15 protein-coding genes are annotated in these 16,456 nt (G+C 68.5%); 6 read left to right on the top strand and 9 right to left on the bottom strand.

Annotated features, from left to right (window positions below):
- Positions 1-264: 264 nt before the first annotated feature.
- A complete protein-coding gene (clpB, locus tag ACFYQ5_RS01540) occupies positions 265-2,865 on the bottom strand; it encodes an ATP-dependent chaperone ClpB (protein ID WP_389191947.1) in 2,601 nt (866 codons plus the stop codon).
- A 135-nt stretch (positions 2,866-3,000) separates the two neighbouring features.
- Between clpB and ACFYQ5_RS01535 the strand changes: the two genes are divergently transcribed.
- On the top strand, positions 3,001-3,402 hold the full coding sequence (locus ACFYQ5_RS01535; protein ID WP_389191457.1) for a pyridoxamine 5'-phosphate oxidase family protein: 402 nt from the start codon (positions 3,001-3,003) through the stop codon (positions 3,400-3,402).
- 109 nt (positions 3,403-3,511) lie between these two features.
- Here the strand turns inward: ACFYQ5_RS01535 and ACFYQ5_RS01530 are convergent, their stop codons facing one another.
- The gene (locus ACFYQ5_RS01530; protein ID WP_099173435.1) at positions 3,512-3,832 is read right to left on the bottom strand and encodes a (2Fe-2S)-binding protein; all 321 of its coding nucleotides are present in this window, start codon (positions 3,830-3,832) and stop codon (positions 3,512-3,514) included.
- Positions 3,829-4,152: a hypothetical protein gene (locus tag ACFYQ5_RS01525; protein WP_389191454.1), complete on the bottom strand. Its 324-nt coding sequence runs from the start codon at positions 4,150-4,152 to the stop codon at positions 3,829-3,831. The genes ACFYQ5_RS01530 and ACFYQ5_RS01525 overlap by 4 nt, the downstream gene beginning before the upstream one ends.
- Before the next feature lie 152 nt (positions 4,153-4,304).
- Here ACFYQ5_RS01525 and ACFYQ5_RS01520 point away from each other — a divergent pair, with 152 nt between their 5' ends.
- Both ACFYQ5_RS01520 and ACFYQ5_RS01515 read left to right on the top strand, forming a co-directional pair.
- Positions 4,305-5,288 carry a helix-turn-helix transcriptional regulator gene (locus tag ACFYQ5_RS01520; RefSeq protein ID WP_389191451.1) on the top strand — a complete coding sequence of 328 codons (984 nt, stop codon included), beginning with the start codon at positions 4,305-4,307 and terminating at the stop codon, positions 5,286-5,288.
- Between the two features lie 187 nt (positions 5,289-5,475).
- Complete coding sequence (locus ACFYQ5_RS01515; RefSeq protein ID WP_389191944.1) at positions 5,476-6,486, top strand: LuxR C-terminal-related transcriptional regulator; 1,011 nt, start codon at positions 5,476-5,478, stop codon at positions 6,484-6,486.
- A gap of 55 nt (positions 6,487-6,541) precedes the next feature.
- On the opposite strand, the gene ACFYQ5_RS01510 is transcribed toward ACFYQ5_RS01515, so the two are convergent.
- From ACFYQ5_RS01510 to dnaK, 4 genes are all read right to left on the bottom strand, one after another.
- Positions 6,542-6,988 carry a heat shock protein transcriptional repressor HspR gene (locus ACFYQ5_RS01510; protein ID WP_389191448.1) on the bottom strand — a complete coding sequence of 149 codons (447 nt, stop codon included), beginning with the start codon at positions 6,986-6,988 and terminating at the stop codon, positions 6,542-6,544.
- A gap of 1 nt (position 6,989) precedes the next feature.
- Positions 6,990-8,177 carry a molecular chaperone DnaJ gene (gene dnaJ / locus ACFYQ5_RS01505; RefSeq protein WP_389191445.1) on the bottom strand — a complete coding sequence of 396 codons (1,188 nt, stop codon included), beginning with the start codon at positions 8,175-8,177 and terminating at the stop codon, positions 6,990-6,992.
- Between the two features lie 93 nt (positions 8,178-8,270).
- The gene (gene grpE / locus ACFYQ5_RS01500; protein WP_389191442.1) at positions 8,271-8,921 is read right to left on the bottom strand and encodes a nucleotide exchange factor GrpE; all 651 of its coding nucleotides are present in this window, start codon (positions 8,919-8,921) and stop codon (positions 8,271-8,273) included.
- A complete protein-coding gene (gene dnaK / locus ACFYQ5_RS01495) occupies positions 8,918-10,765 on the bottom strand; it encodes a molecular chaperone DnaK (RefSeq protein WP_389191439.1) in 1,848 nt (615 codons plus the stop codon). Before dnaK ends, grpE begins: the two co-directional genes overlap by 4 nt.
- Positions 10,766-11,060: 295 nt before the next feature.
- Here dnaK and ACFYQ5_RS01490 point away from each other — a divergent pair, with 295 nt between their 5' ends.
- The 3 genes from ACFYQ5_RS01490 to ACFYQ5_RS01480 all read left to right on the top strand — a co-directional run bounded on the left by ACFYQ5_RS01490 (position 11,061) and on the right by ACFYQ5_RS01480 (position 15,238).
- Complete coding sequence (locus ACFYQ5_RS01490) at positions 11,061-11,726, top strand: sugar transferase (protein ID WP_389191436.1); 666 nt, start codon at positions 11,061-11,063, stop codon at positions 11,724-11,726.
- 91 nt (positions 11,727-11,817) lie between these two features.
- On the top strand, positions 11,818-14,100 hold the full coding sequence (locus ACFYQ5_RS01485; protein WP_389191433.1) for a heterodisulfide reductase-related iron-sulfur binding cluster: 2,283 nt from the start codon (positions 11,818-11,820) through the stop codon (positions 14,098-14,100).
- A gap of 202 nt (positions 14,101-14,302) precedes the next feature.
- Positions 14,303-15,238 carry a Yip1 family protein gene (locus ACFYQ5_RS01480; RefSeq protein WP_389191430.1) on the top strand — a complete coding sequence of 312 codons (936 nt, stop codon included), beginning with the start codon at positions 14,303-14,305 and terminating at the stop codon, positions 15,236-15,238.
- A gap of 84 nt (positions 15,239-15,322) precedes the next feature.
- Here the strand turns inward: ACFYQ5_RS01480 and ACFYQ5_RS01475 are convergent, their stop codons facing one another.
- Complete coding sequence (locus ACFYQ5_RS01475; RefSeq protein WP_389191427.1) at positions 15,323-15,823, bottom strand: phosphoribosyltransferase; 501 nt, start codon at positions 15,821-15,823, stop codon at positions 15,323-15,325.
- 6 nt (positions 15,824-15,829) lie between these two features.
- Entirely contained in the window at positions 15,830-16,405 is a 576-nt protein-coding gene (gene dcd, locus ACFYQ5_RS01470) for a dCTP deaminase (protein ID WP_145809860.1), read from the bottom strand.
- Between the last annotated feature and the right edge of the window lie 51 nt (positions 16,406-16,456).

The following is a 16,456-nucleotide window of genomic DNA, read 5'->3' as shown; positions in this document are numbered from 1 at the left end:
AGGGGTGCAGATATGTATCGCGCCGATACAAAAAATGGCGGTCCGGCCCGTACCGCACCTGCCGTTCGGGCCACGGAATGGAAATTTTCGGCTCAATTTCATGGGCGATTCCACCGACGAGCATGCTGAATGCAGACATGAATGCGGAACGAGCCGGACACACACGTGTGTCCCCGGCCGGGGACACGAAGTCTCCCGGCCGGGGACACAGAGCAACGACGCCGCCCGGAGGTGCCCGAGGGCTGTCCCGCAGTCCGGACAGCCCTAGAGGGTCTTCGCCGCCGGCGCGGTCCCCACGATCAGTCCGTCACCGGCCCGGTCCACCCGGACCGTGTCGCCGTCCTTGACCTCGCCCGCGAGGATCTCCTTCGCGAGCCGGTCGCCGATCGCGGTCTGGATGAGCCGGCGCAGCGGCCGGGCACCGTACGCCGGGTCGTTGCCCTCCTCGGCCAGCCAGGCCAGGGCGTCCGGGCTGACGTCGAGGTGGATCCGGCGGTCGGCCAGCCGGCCGGCGAGACGGGCCACCTGGAGCCCCGCGATGTGGGACAGCTCGTCGCCGGACAGGGCGGAGAAGACGACCAGGTCGTCGAGCCGGTTGAGGAACTCCGGCTTGAACGAGGCCCGTACGACCTCCAGGACCCGCTGCTTCTTCACCTCGGGCTCGATCAGGGGATCGACCAGGAACTGGCTGCCGAGGTTCGACGTGAGGATGAGGATGGTGTTGCGGAAGTCCACCGTCCGGCCCTGCCCGTCGGTGAGCCGGCCGTCGTCGAGCACCTGGAGCAGGATGTCGAAGACCTCGGGGTGGGCCTTCTCGACCTCGTCCAGCAGTACGACGCTGTACGGGCGGCGGCGGACCGCCTCCGTGAGCTGGCCGCCCTCCTCGTAGCCGACGTAGCCGGGCGGGGCCCCGACGAGCCGGGCGACACTGTGCTTCTCGCCGTACTCGCTCATGTCGATGCGGATCATGGCCCGCTCGTCGTCGAACAGGAAGTCCGCGAGCGCCTTGGCCAGTTCCGTCTTGCCGACCCCGGTCGGTCCGAGGAAGAGGAACGAGCCGGTGGGCCGGTCGGGGTCGGCGATCCCCGCACGCGTGCGGCGTACGGCGTCCGACACGGACCGCACGGCCTCGTTCTGGCCGATCAGCCGGGTGCCCAGCTCGGACTCCATCCGCAGCAGCTTCTGGGTCTCGCCCTCCAGGAGGCGTCCGGCCGGGATGCCGGTCCAGGCGCCGACGACGTCGGCGATGTCGTCCGGGCCGACCTCCTCCTTGACCATGGTGTCCTTGGCGGCCTCCTGCTCGGCCTCGTCCGCTTCGGCCAGCTCACGCTCCAGGCCGGGGATCTCCCCGTACAGCAGCTTGGAGGCGGTGTCGAAATCACCGTCCCGCTGGGCGCGTTCGGCCTGGCCGCGCAGCTCGTCGAGGCGCTCCTTGAGCTCACCGACACGGTTCAGGCCCTGCTTCTCCTTCTCCCAGCGGGCGGTGAGACCGCGCAGTTCCTCCTCCTTGTCGGCGAGGTCGCGGCGGATCTTCTCCAGGCGCTGCTTGGAGCCCGCGTCCGTCTCGTTCTTGAGGGCCAGCTCCTCCATGTGCAGCCGGTCGACGGACCGCTGGAGCTCGTCGATCTCCAGGGGCGAGGAGTCGATCTCCATGCGGAGCCGGGACGCCGCCTCGTCGACCAGGTCGATGGCCTTGTCGGGGAGGAACCGGGAGGTGATGTAGCGGTCGGAGAGCGTCGCGGCGGCCACCAGCGAGGAGTCCGCGATCTGGACCTTGTGGTGCGCCTCGTAGCGGCCCTTGAGACCACGCAGGATCGCGATGGTGTCCTCGACGGACGGCTCGGCGACCATGACCTGCTGGAAGCGGCGTTCCAGGGCAGGGTCCTTCTCGATCCGCTCGCGGTACTCGTCGAGCGTGGTGGCGCCGACCATGCGGAGCTCACCGCGGGCGAGCATCGGCTTGAGCATGTTGCCCGCGTCCATGGCGGAGTCGCCGCCGGCGCCCGCTCCGACGACGGTGTGCAGCTCGTCGATGAAGGTGATGATCTGCCCGTCGCTCTCCTTGATCTCGGAGAGGACGGTCTTGAGGCGCTCCTCGAACTCACCGCGGTACTTGGCGCCGGCGACCATCGCGCCGAGGTCCAGGGAGACGAGCCGCTTGTTCCGCAGGGACTCGGGGACGTCTCCCTTGACGATGCGCTGGGCGAGTCCTTCGACGACGGCCGTCTTGCCGACGCCGGGCTCACCGATGAGCACGGGGTTGTTCTTCGTACGGCGCGACAGCACCTGCACGACGCGGCGGATCTCCTGGTCGCGGCCGATGACCGGGTCCAGCTTGCCCTCGCGCGCGGCAGCCGTGAAGTCGGTGCCGAACTTCTCCAAGGCCTTGTACTGGCCCTCGGGGTCGGGAGTGGTCACCCGGCGCCCTCCCCTGCTCTTCTCGAACGCGTCCAGCAGCTTCTCGGCACTGGCTCCCTGTCCGTCGAGGATCTCACCGGCACGGCCGCCCTTCGCCGCGACGGCGATCAGCAGGTGCTCGGTGGAGAGGTAGTCGTCGCCGAGCTCCTTGGCCCGCTGGTCGGCGTCCGCGAGGACGGCGAGCAGATCCCGGCTCGGCTGCGGGGGTCCGACCGTAGACCCGGTGACGCTGGGCAGCGCGCCCAGGAGGCGCTCGGTCTCCTCGCGCACGGCCACCTGATCGGCCTCGGTCGCGGCCAGCAGGTCGATGATGTTCGCGTTGTCCTCGCCCGCGAGCAGTGCAAGCAGCAGGTGCCCGGGGGTCAGGTCCGGATGTCCGTCCTTGACGGCCCTGCTGGTGGCCGCGTTGAGGGCGTCCCGGCTCTTGTTGGTCAGCTCGGCGTCCACGGGCGCTGTCTCCTCCTCGTGCTGGTACTTCACGGACTATGACTCGAACAACGGGTACAAAGTTGAGTCTATTCCACTCAAGGCTGGAGCGGTGCCACCTCGGGCCCCTGGCCCCCCTGTCTCTAGGCTGACCTCATGCCTGACGTACGCAACCCCGGCCCCGAGTACCTCGCCTTCTGGCGGGAGCGCCACGTGTGCACCCTGACCACGCTCCGCCCGGACGGCACACCGCATGTGGTGCCCGTCGGCGTGACGTACGACCCGGAGACGCGGATCGCCCGCGTCATCACCGGCAGGAACACACGAAAGGCCGCCCATGTGCTGGCGGCGGGTCCGGAAGGGGCACGGGTCGCGGTCTGCCAGATGCAGGGGCGCCGCTGGGCGACCCTGGAGGGCCGGGCAGTGGTCCGCTCGGAGCCCGACGAGGTCCAGGACGCGGTACGCCGCTACGCGGAGCGCTACGAGCGGACTCCACGGCACAACCCCGAGCGAATCGTCATCGAGATCACCGTCGACAGGGCTCTCGGAAAGGGCTGACCGATCCCCGTTGATTCCGGACAGCACAACGGCGCCATCGTGTTCAGGTCACGATGGCGCCGCTGTGTGGGGGAAGTGCCGGAACGATATGGAACAACGGGGGAATCGTTCAGGCACTGCGGGGGGTGGCGGAAATGGCTTCTTGTTCGAACAGCTCGTGGTCACGCTGATCGAGATTCACGAAAATCATGCCGTACCTCACGGCACAGCGAACAGGTTGTGGCGCTCCGCGAGGCCGGCGAAGACAGCGATAGGCACGAATATCGTCATCCGTTTCCATCACGACCAGAATCGGCTCTCCGAACAGGGTGACCATCAACGAATCGCCCTGGCGGGTAAGTGCCGTGAGCAGATCGATGAAATGCCACCCTGACCGATAGGCCGTGGCCATCTCCCGCCGGAAGGTGCGGTCATCCGGGGGCGTGGTCATGCGCTCGCTACGCCTGCCGGCGCGCTCCAGCTGATCTCACCGGACGTGGGCATACCCCAGCTGATCTCACCGGACGTGGGCATGCCCCAGCTGATCTCGCCCGGCGCGGACGCGGGCGCACCCCAGCTGATCTCACCGGGATCGGACGCGGGCGCACCCCAGCTGATCTCACCCGGCGCGGACGCGGGCATTCCCCAGCTGATCTCCCCCGGCCCAGCCGCCTGCTCCGACCAGCTGATCTCACCGGGCCCGGACGCGCTGCCGGCCAGGCCGCCCACCACGCCGAAGCCCAGGGCCGCGACGAAAGCGGCGGCAAGCACTGAGCGAAGCTTTCGCTTATCCATAGTCGGCTTCGTCCTCACTTGTGGATTCCTCTCCCCCGCATCCACGACGATGTCTCACCCGGGCCACACAACGCCACCAGGACGATGCATCATGTTCCTGCATGTTCAGGAACCTGGGGGGTGGAGTTATGACAACAAGTGACGCAATAGGGACACATCCCCACGGGGTCACCGAGCTGTGCGACGAGGGGAAACGCCTCTACGCCAGTGCTCTGCGTTCCGGGCGGATCTCCCGCGCGGAGATCGCCCCCGCCCCCTGCCTGATGGATTTCGCGTTGCTGCACCCGGATCCGGACGACACGGCCTGGCTCCGCCCGGTTCCTCCGTCGGCGGCCCTGGCCCAGCGTCTGCATCCCATCGAGCGTGAGATCAAGGAACGCAGGCGGCGTTCCGTCGCGCTGGCCGAATCCTTCGAGCCCTTCATGGACATCAGCGCCCAGGACCCGCCGACCACCCACGCCATCACGGTGCTGGAGGGCGGCAACAAGATCAACGCCGCACTCGACCTGGCCACAGCCGAGTGCCGTACGGAGGTACTCACCGTCCAGCCGGGGGGAGACCGCGGCGAGGACCGTCTCAGTGAAGGCCTGGAACGTGCCCTGTCGGTGGTCGACCGGGGCGTGAGCATGCGGACGCTCTACCAGCACACCGTCCGGCACAGCCAGGGGACACTCGCCTACGCGGCACGCCTGTCCCAGGACAAGGTGGAGATCCGCACCCTGGAGGAACTCATCGAGCGCCTCCTCGTCTTCGACCGGACCGTGGCCTTCATCCCCGCCCAGAACGACGACGGCGTCGCCCTCGAACTCCGCCACCCGGGCCTGGTCAACTACCTGGTGAAGGTCTTCGAACAGCTCTGGAGCCGCGCGTCCCCGCTGCTCGGGGAGGTCCGGTACGACCCACCGCCCAAGGGGATCAGCGGTGTTCAGCGTTCCATAGCCCAACTCCTCGTCGAGGGACATGTGGACGATTCCATCGCCCGCCGTCTCGGCATGAACGTCCGCACCTGCCGGGCGCACGTCGCCAAGTTGTCCGCGACACTCGGCAGCACGAGCCGCGCCCAACTCGGCTACCTCATCGCCAGGTCAGGAATCCTGGACCAGGACTCCTGACCGGACGATCCCCCGGACGTCCCCACCCCCGGGCCGGCAGGCGTAGCCGCGCAACGGAAGGGAGCGTGGCTACGCCCCACACCGAAGAGGAAGATCGGCGGCTCCCGCAACACCACCCACACTCCCCCCACCACCGCGCTTCCACCACCGTCATCTTGTTGCACTGCACAAAGTGAGGGGTCACCAAATCACTACGGATGAGGCAAACCAAGCGCATCCGCACGGTCCGAGAACACTGTGCGACCCGGCCGTCCGGCTGTACGAGGAGGCTGTGCGCGCCGGGCGTATCCCGAGGGCCGCACTCGCGTCGGTGCCGTGCCTGATCGACATGGCCGTCGTCCACCCCGATCCACGGGACGACACATGGATGCGTCCCGTGCCCCCGTCCGCCGCCCTGGCTCACCTGCTCCAGCCCCTCACCCGCGAACTGGACGAGCGCCTGCAGCTCGCCTCGGCGCTCAGCAGATCGCTGGCACCCCTGGCCGGTGTCGCCAGCGCCGACCCCGACCTGGCGATCACGGTGATCGAGGGGAGACCGGCGATCGAGTCGGCCCTGCGCGAGGCGAGTGCCTCCGCCACCGAACAGGTCCTCACCGCCCAGCCGGGGAGCAACCGGCCGCTGAGCGGGATGCGGTGGGCGATCGCCAACGCCAGGACCGCCATCGGGCGCGGCGCCCGGCTCCGGCACATCTACCAGCACCCGGCCCGCTACAGCACCAACGTCAAGGACTACCTGGGCCAGATATCCGCCGACCACCTCCAGGTGCGGACCACCGAGCAGACGGTGGAGAGGCTGATCATCTTCGACCGCGACGTCGCGTTCATCCCCGCGACGCCGGATCGCGCCATGGCTCTGCAACTCCGCCATCCCGCCCTGGTCGCCTACCTCGTCCAGGTCTACGAGGTCCTCTGGGCCCAGGCCGTCCCCTTCGCGCAGCAACTGCCCTCGGCCGCACCCGGCGCCCAGGTCACGGCCGTCCAGCAGAGCATCGCCCGCCTGCTGGTCGAGGGCCACGTCGACGACGTCGTGGCCCGGAAGCTGGGCATCAGCGTCCGTACCTGCCGCTCCCACATCTCCAAGCTCACGCGGACGCTCGGCGCCCACAGCCGCACCCACCTCGGGGCGCTCCTGGTGCGGTCGGGCATCGCTGACGGTGACGCCGGGGCGGCAGCACGACGGCCCGCCCCCGGAGCCTGAACTCCTGGAGCGGGCCACGACGGTCCGCGGAGCGCCGAACAGCAGGCGGAACGCCTCAGTCCTTCGGCCGCTTGGGCCGCCAGACCACCAGCGCGCTGGTCTGCTGCACATCCTGGTACGGCACGAGGTCACGCCGGTAGGAGGCGTGCACCTGGGCCTCGCGCTGCTGCATGGCGACGGCCGCGCCGTCCACCGTCGCCGAGAGCTCGGCGACGCGCTGCTGGAGCGCGGCGACCTGGTTCTCCAGCTCGATGATGCGCTTGATGCCCGCGAGGTTGATGCCCTCGTCCTGCGACAACTGCTGGACGGTGCGCAGTAGTTCGATGTCGCGGGCCGAGTAGCGCCGACCGCGCCCGGCCGTGCGGTCGGGCGAGACCAGGCCGAGGCGGTCGTACTGGCGCAGTGTCTGCGGGTGCAGGCCCGAGAGCTGGGCCGCGATCGAGATCACGTAGACCGGTGATTCGTCGGTCAGCTGGTACGGATTGCGTCGACGGCCGTCCATCTCAAGCTCCCTTCGCAGCCTGGAACAGCTCCGCCCGCGGGTCCTCCCCCGCGGTCGCCTTCCGGTAGGCCTCCAGCGCGTCCTGGGCTTCCGCGCCGAGGTCCGTGGGGACGAACACCTCGACGGTGACCAGGAGGTCGCCACGGGTGCCGTCCTTGCGTACGGCGCCCTTGCCCCGGGCCCGCATCGTACGTCCGTTGGGCGTGCCGGCCGGGAGTTTCAGGGTGACCGGGGGCCCGCCGAGCGTGGGGACCTTCACCTCGCCGCCGAGCGCCGCCTCCGGGAAGGTGACGGGAACGGTGACGGTGAGATTGTCGCCCTTGCGGCCGAAGACCGGGTGGGCGTCGACATGGACGACGACGTAGAGGTCGCCGGCCGGGCCGCCGCGCTCGCCCGGGCTGCCCTTGCCGCGCAGCCGGATCCGCTGGCCGTCCAGCACCCCCGCGGGAATCCTGACCTGCATCGTGCGGGCCGACTTCGCCCGCCCGCTGCCCTTGCAGACGTCGCAGGGGTCCTGGGCGATGAGGCCCCGGCCCTTGCAGTCCACGCAGGGATCGGTCAGCGAGAACCCGCCGCCGGTGCCGCGCGACACCTGCCCGGTGCCGACGCAGGTCGGACAGACCCTCGGGGTGCCGTTCTTGTCTCCGGTGCCCGAGCACGCCTTGCAGGGTGCCTGGCTGGACATCCGCAACGGGACCGTGGCCCCGTCGACCGCCTCGGTGAAGCTGAGCGTGACCTCGGACTCGATGTCCTGGCCGCGCTTCGGCTGGACACGTGTGCCCGCGCCGCCGCGGTTGAACAGTCCGCCGAAGACATCGCCCAGACCGCCGCCGCCTCCGCCGAAACCGCCGGCGCCCTGCCCCTGACCGCCCGGGGCGCCCCCGAAGAGGTCGCCCAGGTCGAAGTTGAAGTTGCCGCCCGCACCGCCGGGACCCGCCCGGAAGCCTCCGTTGCCGAAGAGGGCGCGCGCCTCGTCGTACTCCTTGCGCTTCTTGGGGTCACCGAGGATGTCGTTCGCCTCGGAGATCTCCTTGAAGCGCTCCTCGGCCTTGGCGTCACCCTTGTTGGCGTCCGGGTGGTTCTCGCGGGCGAGCTTCCGGTACGCCTTCTTGACCTCGGCGTCGGTGGCGTCCTTGGGGACGCCGAGAACCTTGTAGTAGTCCTTCTCGACGAAGTCCTTCGTGCTCATCGACGTCCCTCCTTCCGGACGATCGGCCGTGCGGCCGGCCCTGTGGCCGGCCGCACGCCCCGTCGGTGTTCACCGCAGTGGTCGGACGCAATGTCAGACCTCTTCGGTGCCACCGCTCTCCTCGTCGTCTGCCTTCTCTTCCTTCACCGCAGCGGGCGTGGCGCCCGGCTGCGGCTCGGCCACGGCCACCCGCGCGGGGCGGATGGTGCGCTCGCCGATGCGATACCCCGGCTGCAGGATCGCCACGCAGGTCGTCTCTGTGACGTCCGGCGCGTACGAGTGCATCAGGGCCTCGTGGATCGTCGGGTCGAAGGGCTCGCCCTCCTTGCCGAACTGCTGGAGGCCCAGCTTCGCGACGACCATCTCCAGGGATTCGGCCACCGACTTGAAGCCGCCGACGAGCTCACCGTGCTCCCGTGCCCGGCCGACGTCGTCGAGCACGGGCAGGAGCTCGGAGAGCAGGCCCGCGGCCGCGACCTCCTTGACCGTGACCCGGTCGCGCTCGACGCGACGACGGTAGTTCTGGTACTCGGCCTGAAGCCGCTGGAGGTCGCCCGTGCGCTCGCTGAGCGCGGTACGGACCTGGTCCAGCTGGGCCGTCAGAGCCACTGTCTGCTGTACGTCCCCGGCCGGGGCCGCCGCCTCCTCCTCGGAGGGGGTGGCGGCCTTCGGCTCGGCGTCGTCGGCATCGGCGCCGGAGGGGACGTCAGGCTTCTCGTCGAAGCCCGGAGTCTCCTCGGTCACGCCGCACCGCCCTTCGTGTCCTTCTCGTCGTCCACGATCTCGGCGTCGACGACGTCGTCGTCGGCCTTCGCCTGACCGTCACCCGGCGCCTCGGCGCCCGGCGCCGCACCCTCGGCGTTGGCGTACATCGCCTGGCCCAGCTTCTGGGAGACGGCCGCGACCTTCTCGGTGGCGGTACGGATCTCGGCGGTGTCCTCGCCCTTGAGCTTCTCCTTCAGCTCGGTGAGCGCGGTCTCCACCTCCGTCTTGACGTCGCCGGGGACCTTGTCCTCGTTGTCCTTGAGGAACTTCTCCGTCTGGTAGACGAGCTGCTCGCCCTGGTTGCGGGACTCGGCGGCCTCGCGACGGCGGTGGTCCTCGTCGGCGTACTGCTCGGCCTCTTCGCGCATCCGGTTGACCTCGTCCTTCGGCAGCGAGGAGCCACCGGTGACGGTCATCTTCTGCTCCTTGCCGGTGCCGAGGTCCTTGGCGGCGACGTGCATGATGCCGTTTGCGTCGATGTCGAAGGCGACCTCGATCTGCGGCACACCACGCGGGGCCGGCGGCAGACCGGTGAGCTCGAACATCCCGAGCTTCTTGTTGTACGCCGCGATCTCGCGCTCGCCCTGGTAGACCTGGATCTGCACGGACGGCTGGTTGTCCTCGGCCGTCGTGAAGATCTCGGAACGCTTGGTCGGGATCGTGGTGTTGCGCTCGATGAGCTTCGTCATGATCCCTCCCTTGGTCTCGATGCCGAGGGACAGCGGGGTCACGTCGAGGAGCAGGACGTCCTTGACCTCGCCCTTGAGGACACCGGCCTGGAGCGAGGCGCCGATGGCGACGACCTCGTCCGGGTTCACACCCTTGTTGGCGTCCTGACCGCCCGTGAGCTCCTTGACGAGCTCGGCGACGGCCGGCATACGGGTCGAGCCACCGACGAGAACGACGTGGTCGATCTCGGAGAGCTGGATGCCCGCGTCCTTGATGACGTTGTGGAACGGGTTCTTGCAGCGGTCCAGGAGGTCCGCGGTCAGCTGCTGGAACTGCGAGCGCGTGAGCTTCTCGTCCAGGTGCAGCGGGCCCTCGGCGGACGCCGTGATGTAGGGCAGGTTGATCGTGGTCTCGGTCGAGGACGAGAGCTCGATCTTCGCCTTCTCCGCGGCCTCGCGGAGACGCTGGAGAGCCATCTTGTCCTTGGACAGGTCCACGCCGTGCCCGTTGGCGAACTGCTTCACCAGGTAGTCGACGACCCGCTGGTCCCAGTCGTCACCACCGAGGTGGTTGTCACCGTTGGTGGCCTTCACCTCGACGACGCCGTCGCCGATCTCCAGGAGGGACACGTCGAAGGTGCCGCCACCGAGGTCGAAGACGAGGATCGTCTGGTCGTCCTTGTCGAGGCCGTACGCCAGCGCGGCGGCGGTCGGCTCGTTGACGATGCGCAGGACGTTCAGGCCCGCGATCTCACCGGCCTCCTTGGTCGCCTGGCGCTCCGAGTCGTTGAAGTACGCCGGGACGGTGATCACCGCGTCGGTGACCTTCTCGCCCAGGTAGGACTCGGCGTCGCGCTTCAGCTTCTGCAGGATGAAGGCGCTCATCTGCTGCGGGTTGAAGTTCTTGCCGTCGAGCTCGATCTTCCAGTCAGTGCCCATGTGGCGCTTGACCGAACGGATCGTCCTGTCGACGTTGGTGACCGCCTGGCGCTTGGCGACCTCGCCGACAAGCACCTCGCCGTTCTTCGCGAAGGCGACGACGGACGGCGTGGTCCTGGCGCCTTCGGCGTTGGTGATGACGGTGGGCTCGCCGCCTTCGAGAACGCTGACGACGGAGTTAGTCGTGCCCAGGTCGATGCCGACCGCACGTGCCATTTCAATTCCTCCAACTGACTACTTGAGTGGATCTGACTCAAGGATGCATGACACCCACCCCGGAGTCAAAGGACCTGAGCCACTTACGCTCAACTTATGTGCTCACCCAGGCTCCGACCTGGCCTTTTCATGGCTCAGGCGGCAACAAAGGCCTCCCGGAACCTCCGCGATCCGCGACACCCGCCATGCGCCGCACGTCGCGCACACCCCACCCACCATCGCACCGTGGGATCGTTCTGTCACAAAATGCATCGAGACGGTCATACCGTCACGTCACCGACTCCGGGCAGGCGCAATGCGGAACGCGAAGCAGACTGCGGCACGAAGGACACGACGCCCCGTGGCGCAGGCGACGGCCAGGGCGGCGGACGCGGCGGCCGACCGCGCCGCCAGGACACTGGCGTCCGTGACCGCGAAGCGGTCCCTGGACCTGGCGCTCGGCTCCGCCCTCCTGCTCCTGGCGGCACCCCTGCTGGCCGTCGCCGCCCTGACCCTCGCCCTGCGGACCGGGAGGACCGGCGTACTGAGGCGTGAGATCCGGATCGGCCTCGGCGGCCGCCCCTTCGAGCTGCGCTCGCTGCGCACCCGGCGGCTCCGGCTCGACCTGCTGTCCCGCCTGCCCCACGTCGTGAGAGGGGAGCTCGCCCTCGTCGGCCCGGCCCCCCTCACCCCGGACGAGGCCGCCCTGCTCGGACCGGCCGCCGGGCGCTGGCGACAGGGCCTGCGGCCCGGCCTGACCGGCCTGGCCCAGGTGCGCGCCCGCTCCGGAATGCCCTGGGACGAACCCGCCCTCCTCGACGCCCACTACGCAGAGCATCATGGGACTGGGCTCGACCTGGCGATCCTGGCGCAATCCGTACGCATCCCGCTGCACACGGCCCTGCGCCGGCTGCGCCGCCCGGGGAAGGCCCACCTGAGCGACACAGATCACCGCCTGCCCGGCTACAGCGTGGCGGAATAAGTGGATAGTGTCAGCACAGACTGATTAAGTTACTGCTTAGTAATCGCTTGTACGCGCTGGATCCCACCCTCGCAGGCCCGAGGAGCCCCACATGCAACTCGCCGCGATCATCGTGTCGCTGGTGCTGACTGTCGTCGGCGTTGCGCTCATCGCCCGAGCCGTCGCGCAGATCTACCGGTTCGTCCGTCTCGGACAGCCGGTGCCGGCAGGCAGCCGCACCGACGACCCCAAGCAGCGCACGATCACCCTGGTCAAGGAGTTCCTCGGCCACACCCGGATGAACCGGTGGGGGATCGTGGGCTTCGCCCACTGGTTCGTCGCGATCGGCTTCCTGACCCTGCCGCCGACGCTGCTCCAGGCGTACGGACAGCTCTTCCAGGCCGACTGGGTGCTGCCGATCGTCGGCGGCTGGCTGCCGTTCGAGATGTACATCGAGTTCATCGGCATCATGACCGTGCTCGGCATCGTCACGCTGATGGCCATCCGACTGCTGAACCTGCCCTCGCGGGCCGGCCGCAAGTCCCGCTTCGCCGGCTCGAAGGCCTGGCAGGCGTACTTCGTCGAGTACGTCATCCTCGTCATCGGCCTGGCGATCCTGGCCCTGCGCGGCCTCGAAGGCGCGATCCACCACGTCGAGGGCTACGAGGCCGCCTACTTCGTCTCGTATCCCCTGGTGCTCGCCTTCAAGGGCCTCGCGCTCGGCACGCTGCAGAACCTCATCTACTTCACCGCGATGATCAAGATCGGCACCTCGCTGATCTGGATGATCACGGTCTCGCTCAACACCAACATGGGTGTCGCCTGGCACCGCTTCCTCGGCTTCCCGAACATCTGGTTCAAGCGCAACGCCGACGGCGACGTCGCGCTCGGCGCGTTGCAGCCGATGACCAGCGGCGGCCAGGAGATCGACTGGGAGGACCCGGGCGAGGACGACACCTTCGGTGTCTCCCAGGTCGAGCAGTTCTCCTGGAAGGGCATCCTCGACTTCTCCACGTGCACCGAGTGCGGCCGCTGCCAGTCGCAGTGCCCCGCCTGGAACACGGGCAAGCCTCTCTCCCCGAAGCTCCTGATCATGTCCCTGCGCGACCACGCGCACGCCAAGGCTCCGTACCTGCTGGCCGGCGGCGGCAAGGACATGGAGGGCAACGAGAAGGCCACCGAGGAGCAGCTCAAGGACGTCCCCGCGGCCGCCCTCGCGGAGGCCGAGCGCCCCCTCATCGGCACCGCCGAGGAGAATGGCGTCATCGACCCGGACGTGCTGTGGTCCTGCACCACCTGCGGCGCGTGCGTGGAGCAGTGCCCGGTCGACATCGAGCACATCGACCACATCGTCGACATGCGCCGCTACCAGGTGATGATCGAGTCCGCGTTCCCGTCCGAGGCGGGCACGATGCTCAAGAACCTGGAGAAGAAGGGCAACCCCTGGGGGCTCGCCAAGAAGCAGCGCGTGGAGTGGACCAAGGAGGTCGACTTCGAGGTCCCGATCGTCGGCAAGGACGTCGAGGACCTCAGCGAGATCGAGTACCTGTACTGGGTCGGCTGCGCGGGCGCCCTCGAGGACCGTGCCAAGAAGACGACGAAGGCCTTCGCGGAGCTCCTCCACATCGCGGGCGTCAAGTTCGCGATCATGGGCGGCGACGAGAAGTGCACCGGTGACTCGGCCCGCCGCCTCGGCAACGAGCCGCTGTTCCAGCAGCTCGGCCAGGAGAACGTCGCGATGCTGAACATGGCGTTCGGCGAGTCCGCCCCGGGCGAGGAAGGGGCGGACGGCTCGACGAAGAAGGCGAAGGCGACGAAGAAGATCGTCGCGACCTGCCCGCACTGCTTCAACACCATCGCGAACGAGTACCCGCAGCTCGGCGGCGAGTACGAGGTCATCCACCACACGCAGCTGCTCCAGCACCTGGTGGACGAGGGCAAGCTGGTCCCGGTGACGCCGGTCGAGGGTCTGATCACGTACCACGACCCCTGCTACCTGGGCCGTCACAACAAGATCTACACGCCCCCGCGCGAGATCATCGCCAAGGTGCCGGGTCTGCGGAACGAGGAGATGCACCGCCACAAGGAGCGCGGCTTCTGCTGTGGCGCCGGTGGTGCCCGGATGTGGATGGAGGAGCGGATCGGCAAGCGCGTCAACAACGAGCGCGTCGACGAGGCCCTCTCCCTCAACCCGGACATCGTCTCCACCGCCTGCCCGTTCTGCCTCGTCATGCTGACCGACTCGGTCAACGGCAAGAAGAACGACGGCAAGGCCAAGGAGTCGATCCAGGTCGTCGACGTGTCACAGCTGCTCCTGGAGTCGGTGAAGACACCCGCGGACCCGGCGGGCGAGGCGGAGACCGCCGACCAGCCGGAACCGGAACCCGCTCAGTAGCTGTCTCCCACCACGGAAGCGGCCGGACCTGCCTCGGGGGCAGGACCGGCCGCTTCCGCGTGTCCGGGGTGCCGCTGAGGCCCTTCCCTGGTACCGCAGACCCCCCAGGGTTCCCTTAGGGGATGTCACAGCTAGGCCGCAATGGGGCCCGTGTTCCCCCGGCCCTCACACCGCACCCATACGGACCAGGTACGTTCGATGTGTGGCTGGATTCAGGATCGGACGCGGCCGGGACAACCGCACACCGCAGCAACACCCGCAGCAGCAACAGCCGTACGGCACGCAGGCGACACCGCCGCAGCCGTACGGCGGGCAGTCGTGGCCCCCGACAGGAGGCCACGGCGTGCCGTACGGAGGCCCCCAGGGCGCCCCGTACGGCGGCGGGCACGGCGGCAACGGACACGGGGGTGGGAACGGGCACGCAGGCGGGCACGGCGAACCGGAGTACTTCGGCGACCCGCACCACCAGCCCTCGCAACAGCAACAGGACCCGTATGCCAACGCCCCGGGACACACCCAGGCGTTCAGCATCAACGAGGACCCGTACGGCGACGGGAACACCTACCAGGCCGGCCAGGCCCCCGCACAGCCCACAGGGCCGCGACTGCACTGGAAGCAGCTGCTGAGCGGCATCGTGATGCGGCCGGGACCGACGTTCTGGCAGATGCGCGACTACCCCGTCTGGGGCACCGCGATCACGGTCACGTTCGTCTACGGCCTGCTCGCGCTCTTCGGCTTCGACCAGGCGCGCGACGAGGCGATCCACGCGGAGGTCTCCACGGTCGCCCCGTACGTGGTCTTCACGGGCATCGGCTTCGTCATCGGCGGCCTGGTCCTCGGCGCGGTCACCCACACCCTGGCCCGCCAGCTCGGCGGCACGGGCTCCTGGCAACCGACCGTGGGCCTGTCGATGCTCATCATGTCGATCACGGACGCACCGCGCCTGATCTTCGCCCTGTTCCTGGGCGGCGAGAACTCCCTGGTCCAGATCCTCGGCTGGATCACCTGGCTGGCAGCCGGCGCGCTGTTCACCTCGATGGTGAGCAAGTCGCACGACCTGCCGTGGCCGAAGGCCCTGGGCGCATCCGCGATCCAGCTGGTCGCGCTGCTCTCGATCATCAAGCTGGGCACGATCTGATCCGACGCGATCTGATCCGACACGGGAGGGCCCCGGTGCACCGCACCGGGGCCCTCCCGTGTGTCTGTCCTGTTGGTCGCGTGCCTAGGAGTCGAGGACCTGACCCTCACGACGCACGACGGGCTTCTCCACGCTCCACGGGAAGTTGATCCACTGATCGGTCCTCTTCCACACGTACTCGCATTGCACCAGCGAATGCGGCTTCTCGTAGATGACCGCGCTGCGCACCTCGGCCACGTGGTCGATGCAGAAGTCACGGACCAGCTTCAGCGTCTTACCCGTGTCGGCGACGTCGTCGGCGATCAGGACCTTCTTCTGCGTGAAGTCGATGGCGTTGGGAACGGGCGCCAGCATGACCGGCATCTCCAGCGTGGTCCCGACCCCGGTGTAGAACTCGACGTTCACCAGGTGGATGTTCTTGCAGTCCAGGGCATACGCCAGACCGCCTGCGACGAAGACCCCGCCCCGCGCGATGCTCAGGACGACATCCGGCTCGTAACCGTCGTCGGCCACCGCCTGCGCCAGCTCACGTACGGCGTGCCCGAAGGCGTCGTACGTCAGGTTCTCCCGCTCGTCACCAGCCATGCCGCATCACACCTGTGTCCGGTGGAAATTCATGAAGGAACGCGAGGCGGTCGGCCCTCGCTGCCCCTGATAACGCGATCCGTAACGCTCGGATCCGTACGGGAATTCGGAGGGAGAGGTCAGCCGGAACATACACAGCTGCCCGATCTTCATACCCGGCCAGAGCTTGATCGGCAACGTCGCCAGATTGGACAGCTCCAGGGTCACGTGCCCCGAGAAACCGGGGTCGATGAACCCGGCCGTGGAATGCGTCACCAGCCCGAGCCGGCCCAGCGAGCTCTTTCCCTCCAGCCGCGACGCCAGGTCGTCGGGGAGCGAGATGACCTCGTAGGTCGACGCCAGGACGAACTCCCCGGGATGGAGGATGAACGCCTCGTCACCGTCCGGCTCGACCTGACGGGTCAGGTCCACCTGCTCGACGGCGGGATCGATATGCGGATAGCGGTGGTTCTCGAACACCCGGAAGTAGCGGTCGAGCCGCACGTCGATGCTCGAGGGCTGCACCATCGAAGCGTCGAACGGGTCAATGCGAACCCGCCCGGCATCGATCTCGGCCCGGAGGTCCTTATCTGAGAGAAGCACGCACCGAGGATACGCAGAACGCGCGAGCCGGCCCCAACCGGACCGCCCCGC

Origin of the sequence: Streptomyces sp. NPDC005794 (assembly GCF_042871445.1) — a bacterium.
Lineage (GTDB): Bacteria > Actinomycetota > Actinomycetes > Streptomycetales > Streptomycetaceae > Streptomyces.
Note: the sequence above shows the minus strand (reverse complement) of the source record. Positions and strands in the feature narration are given on the sequence as shown.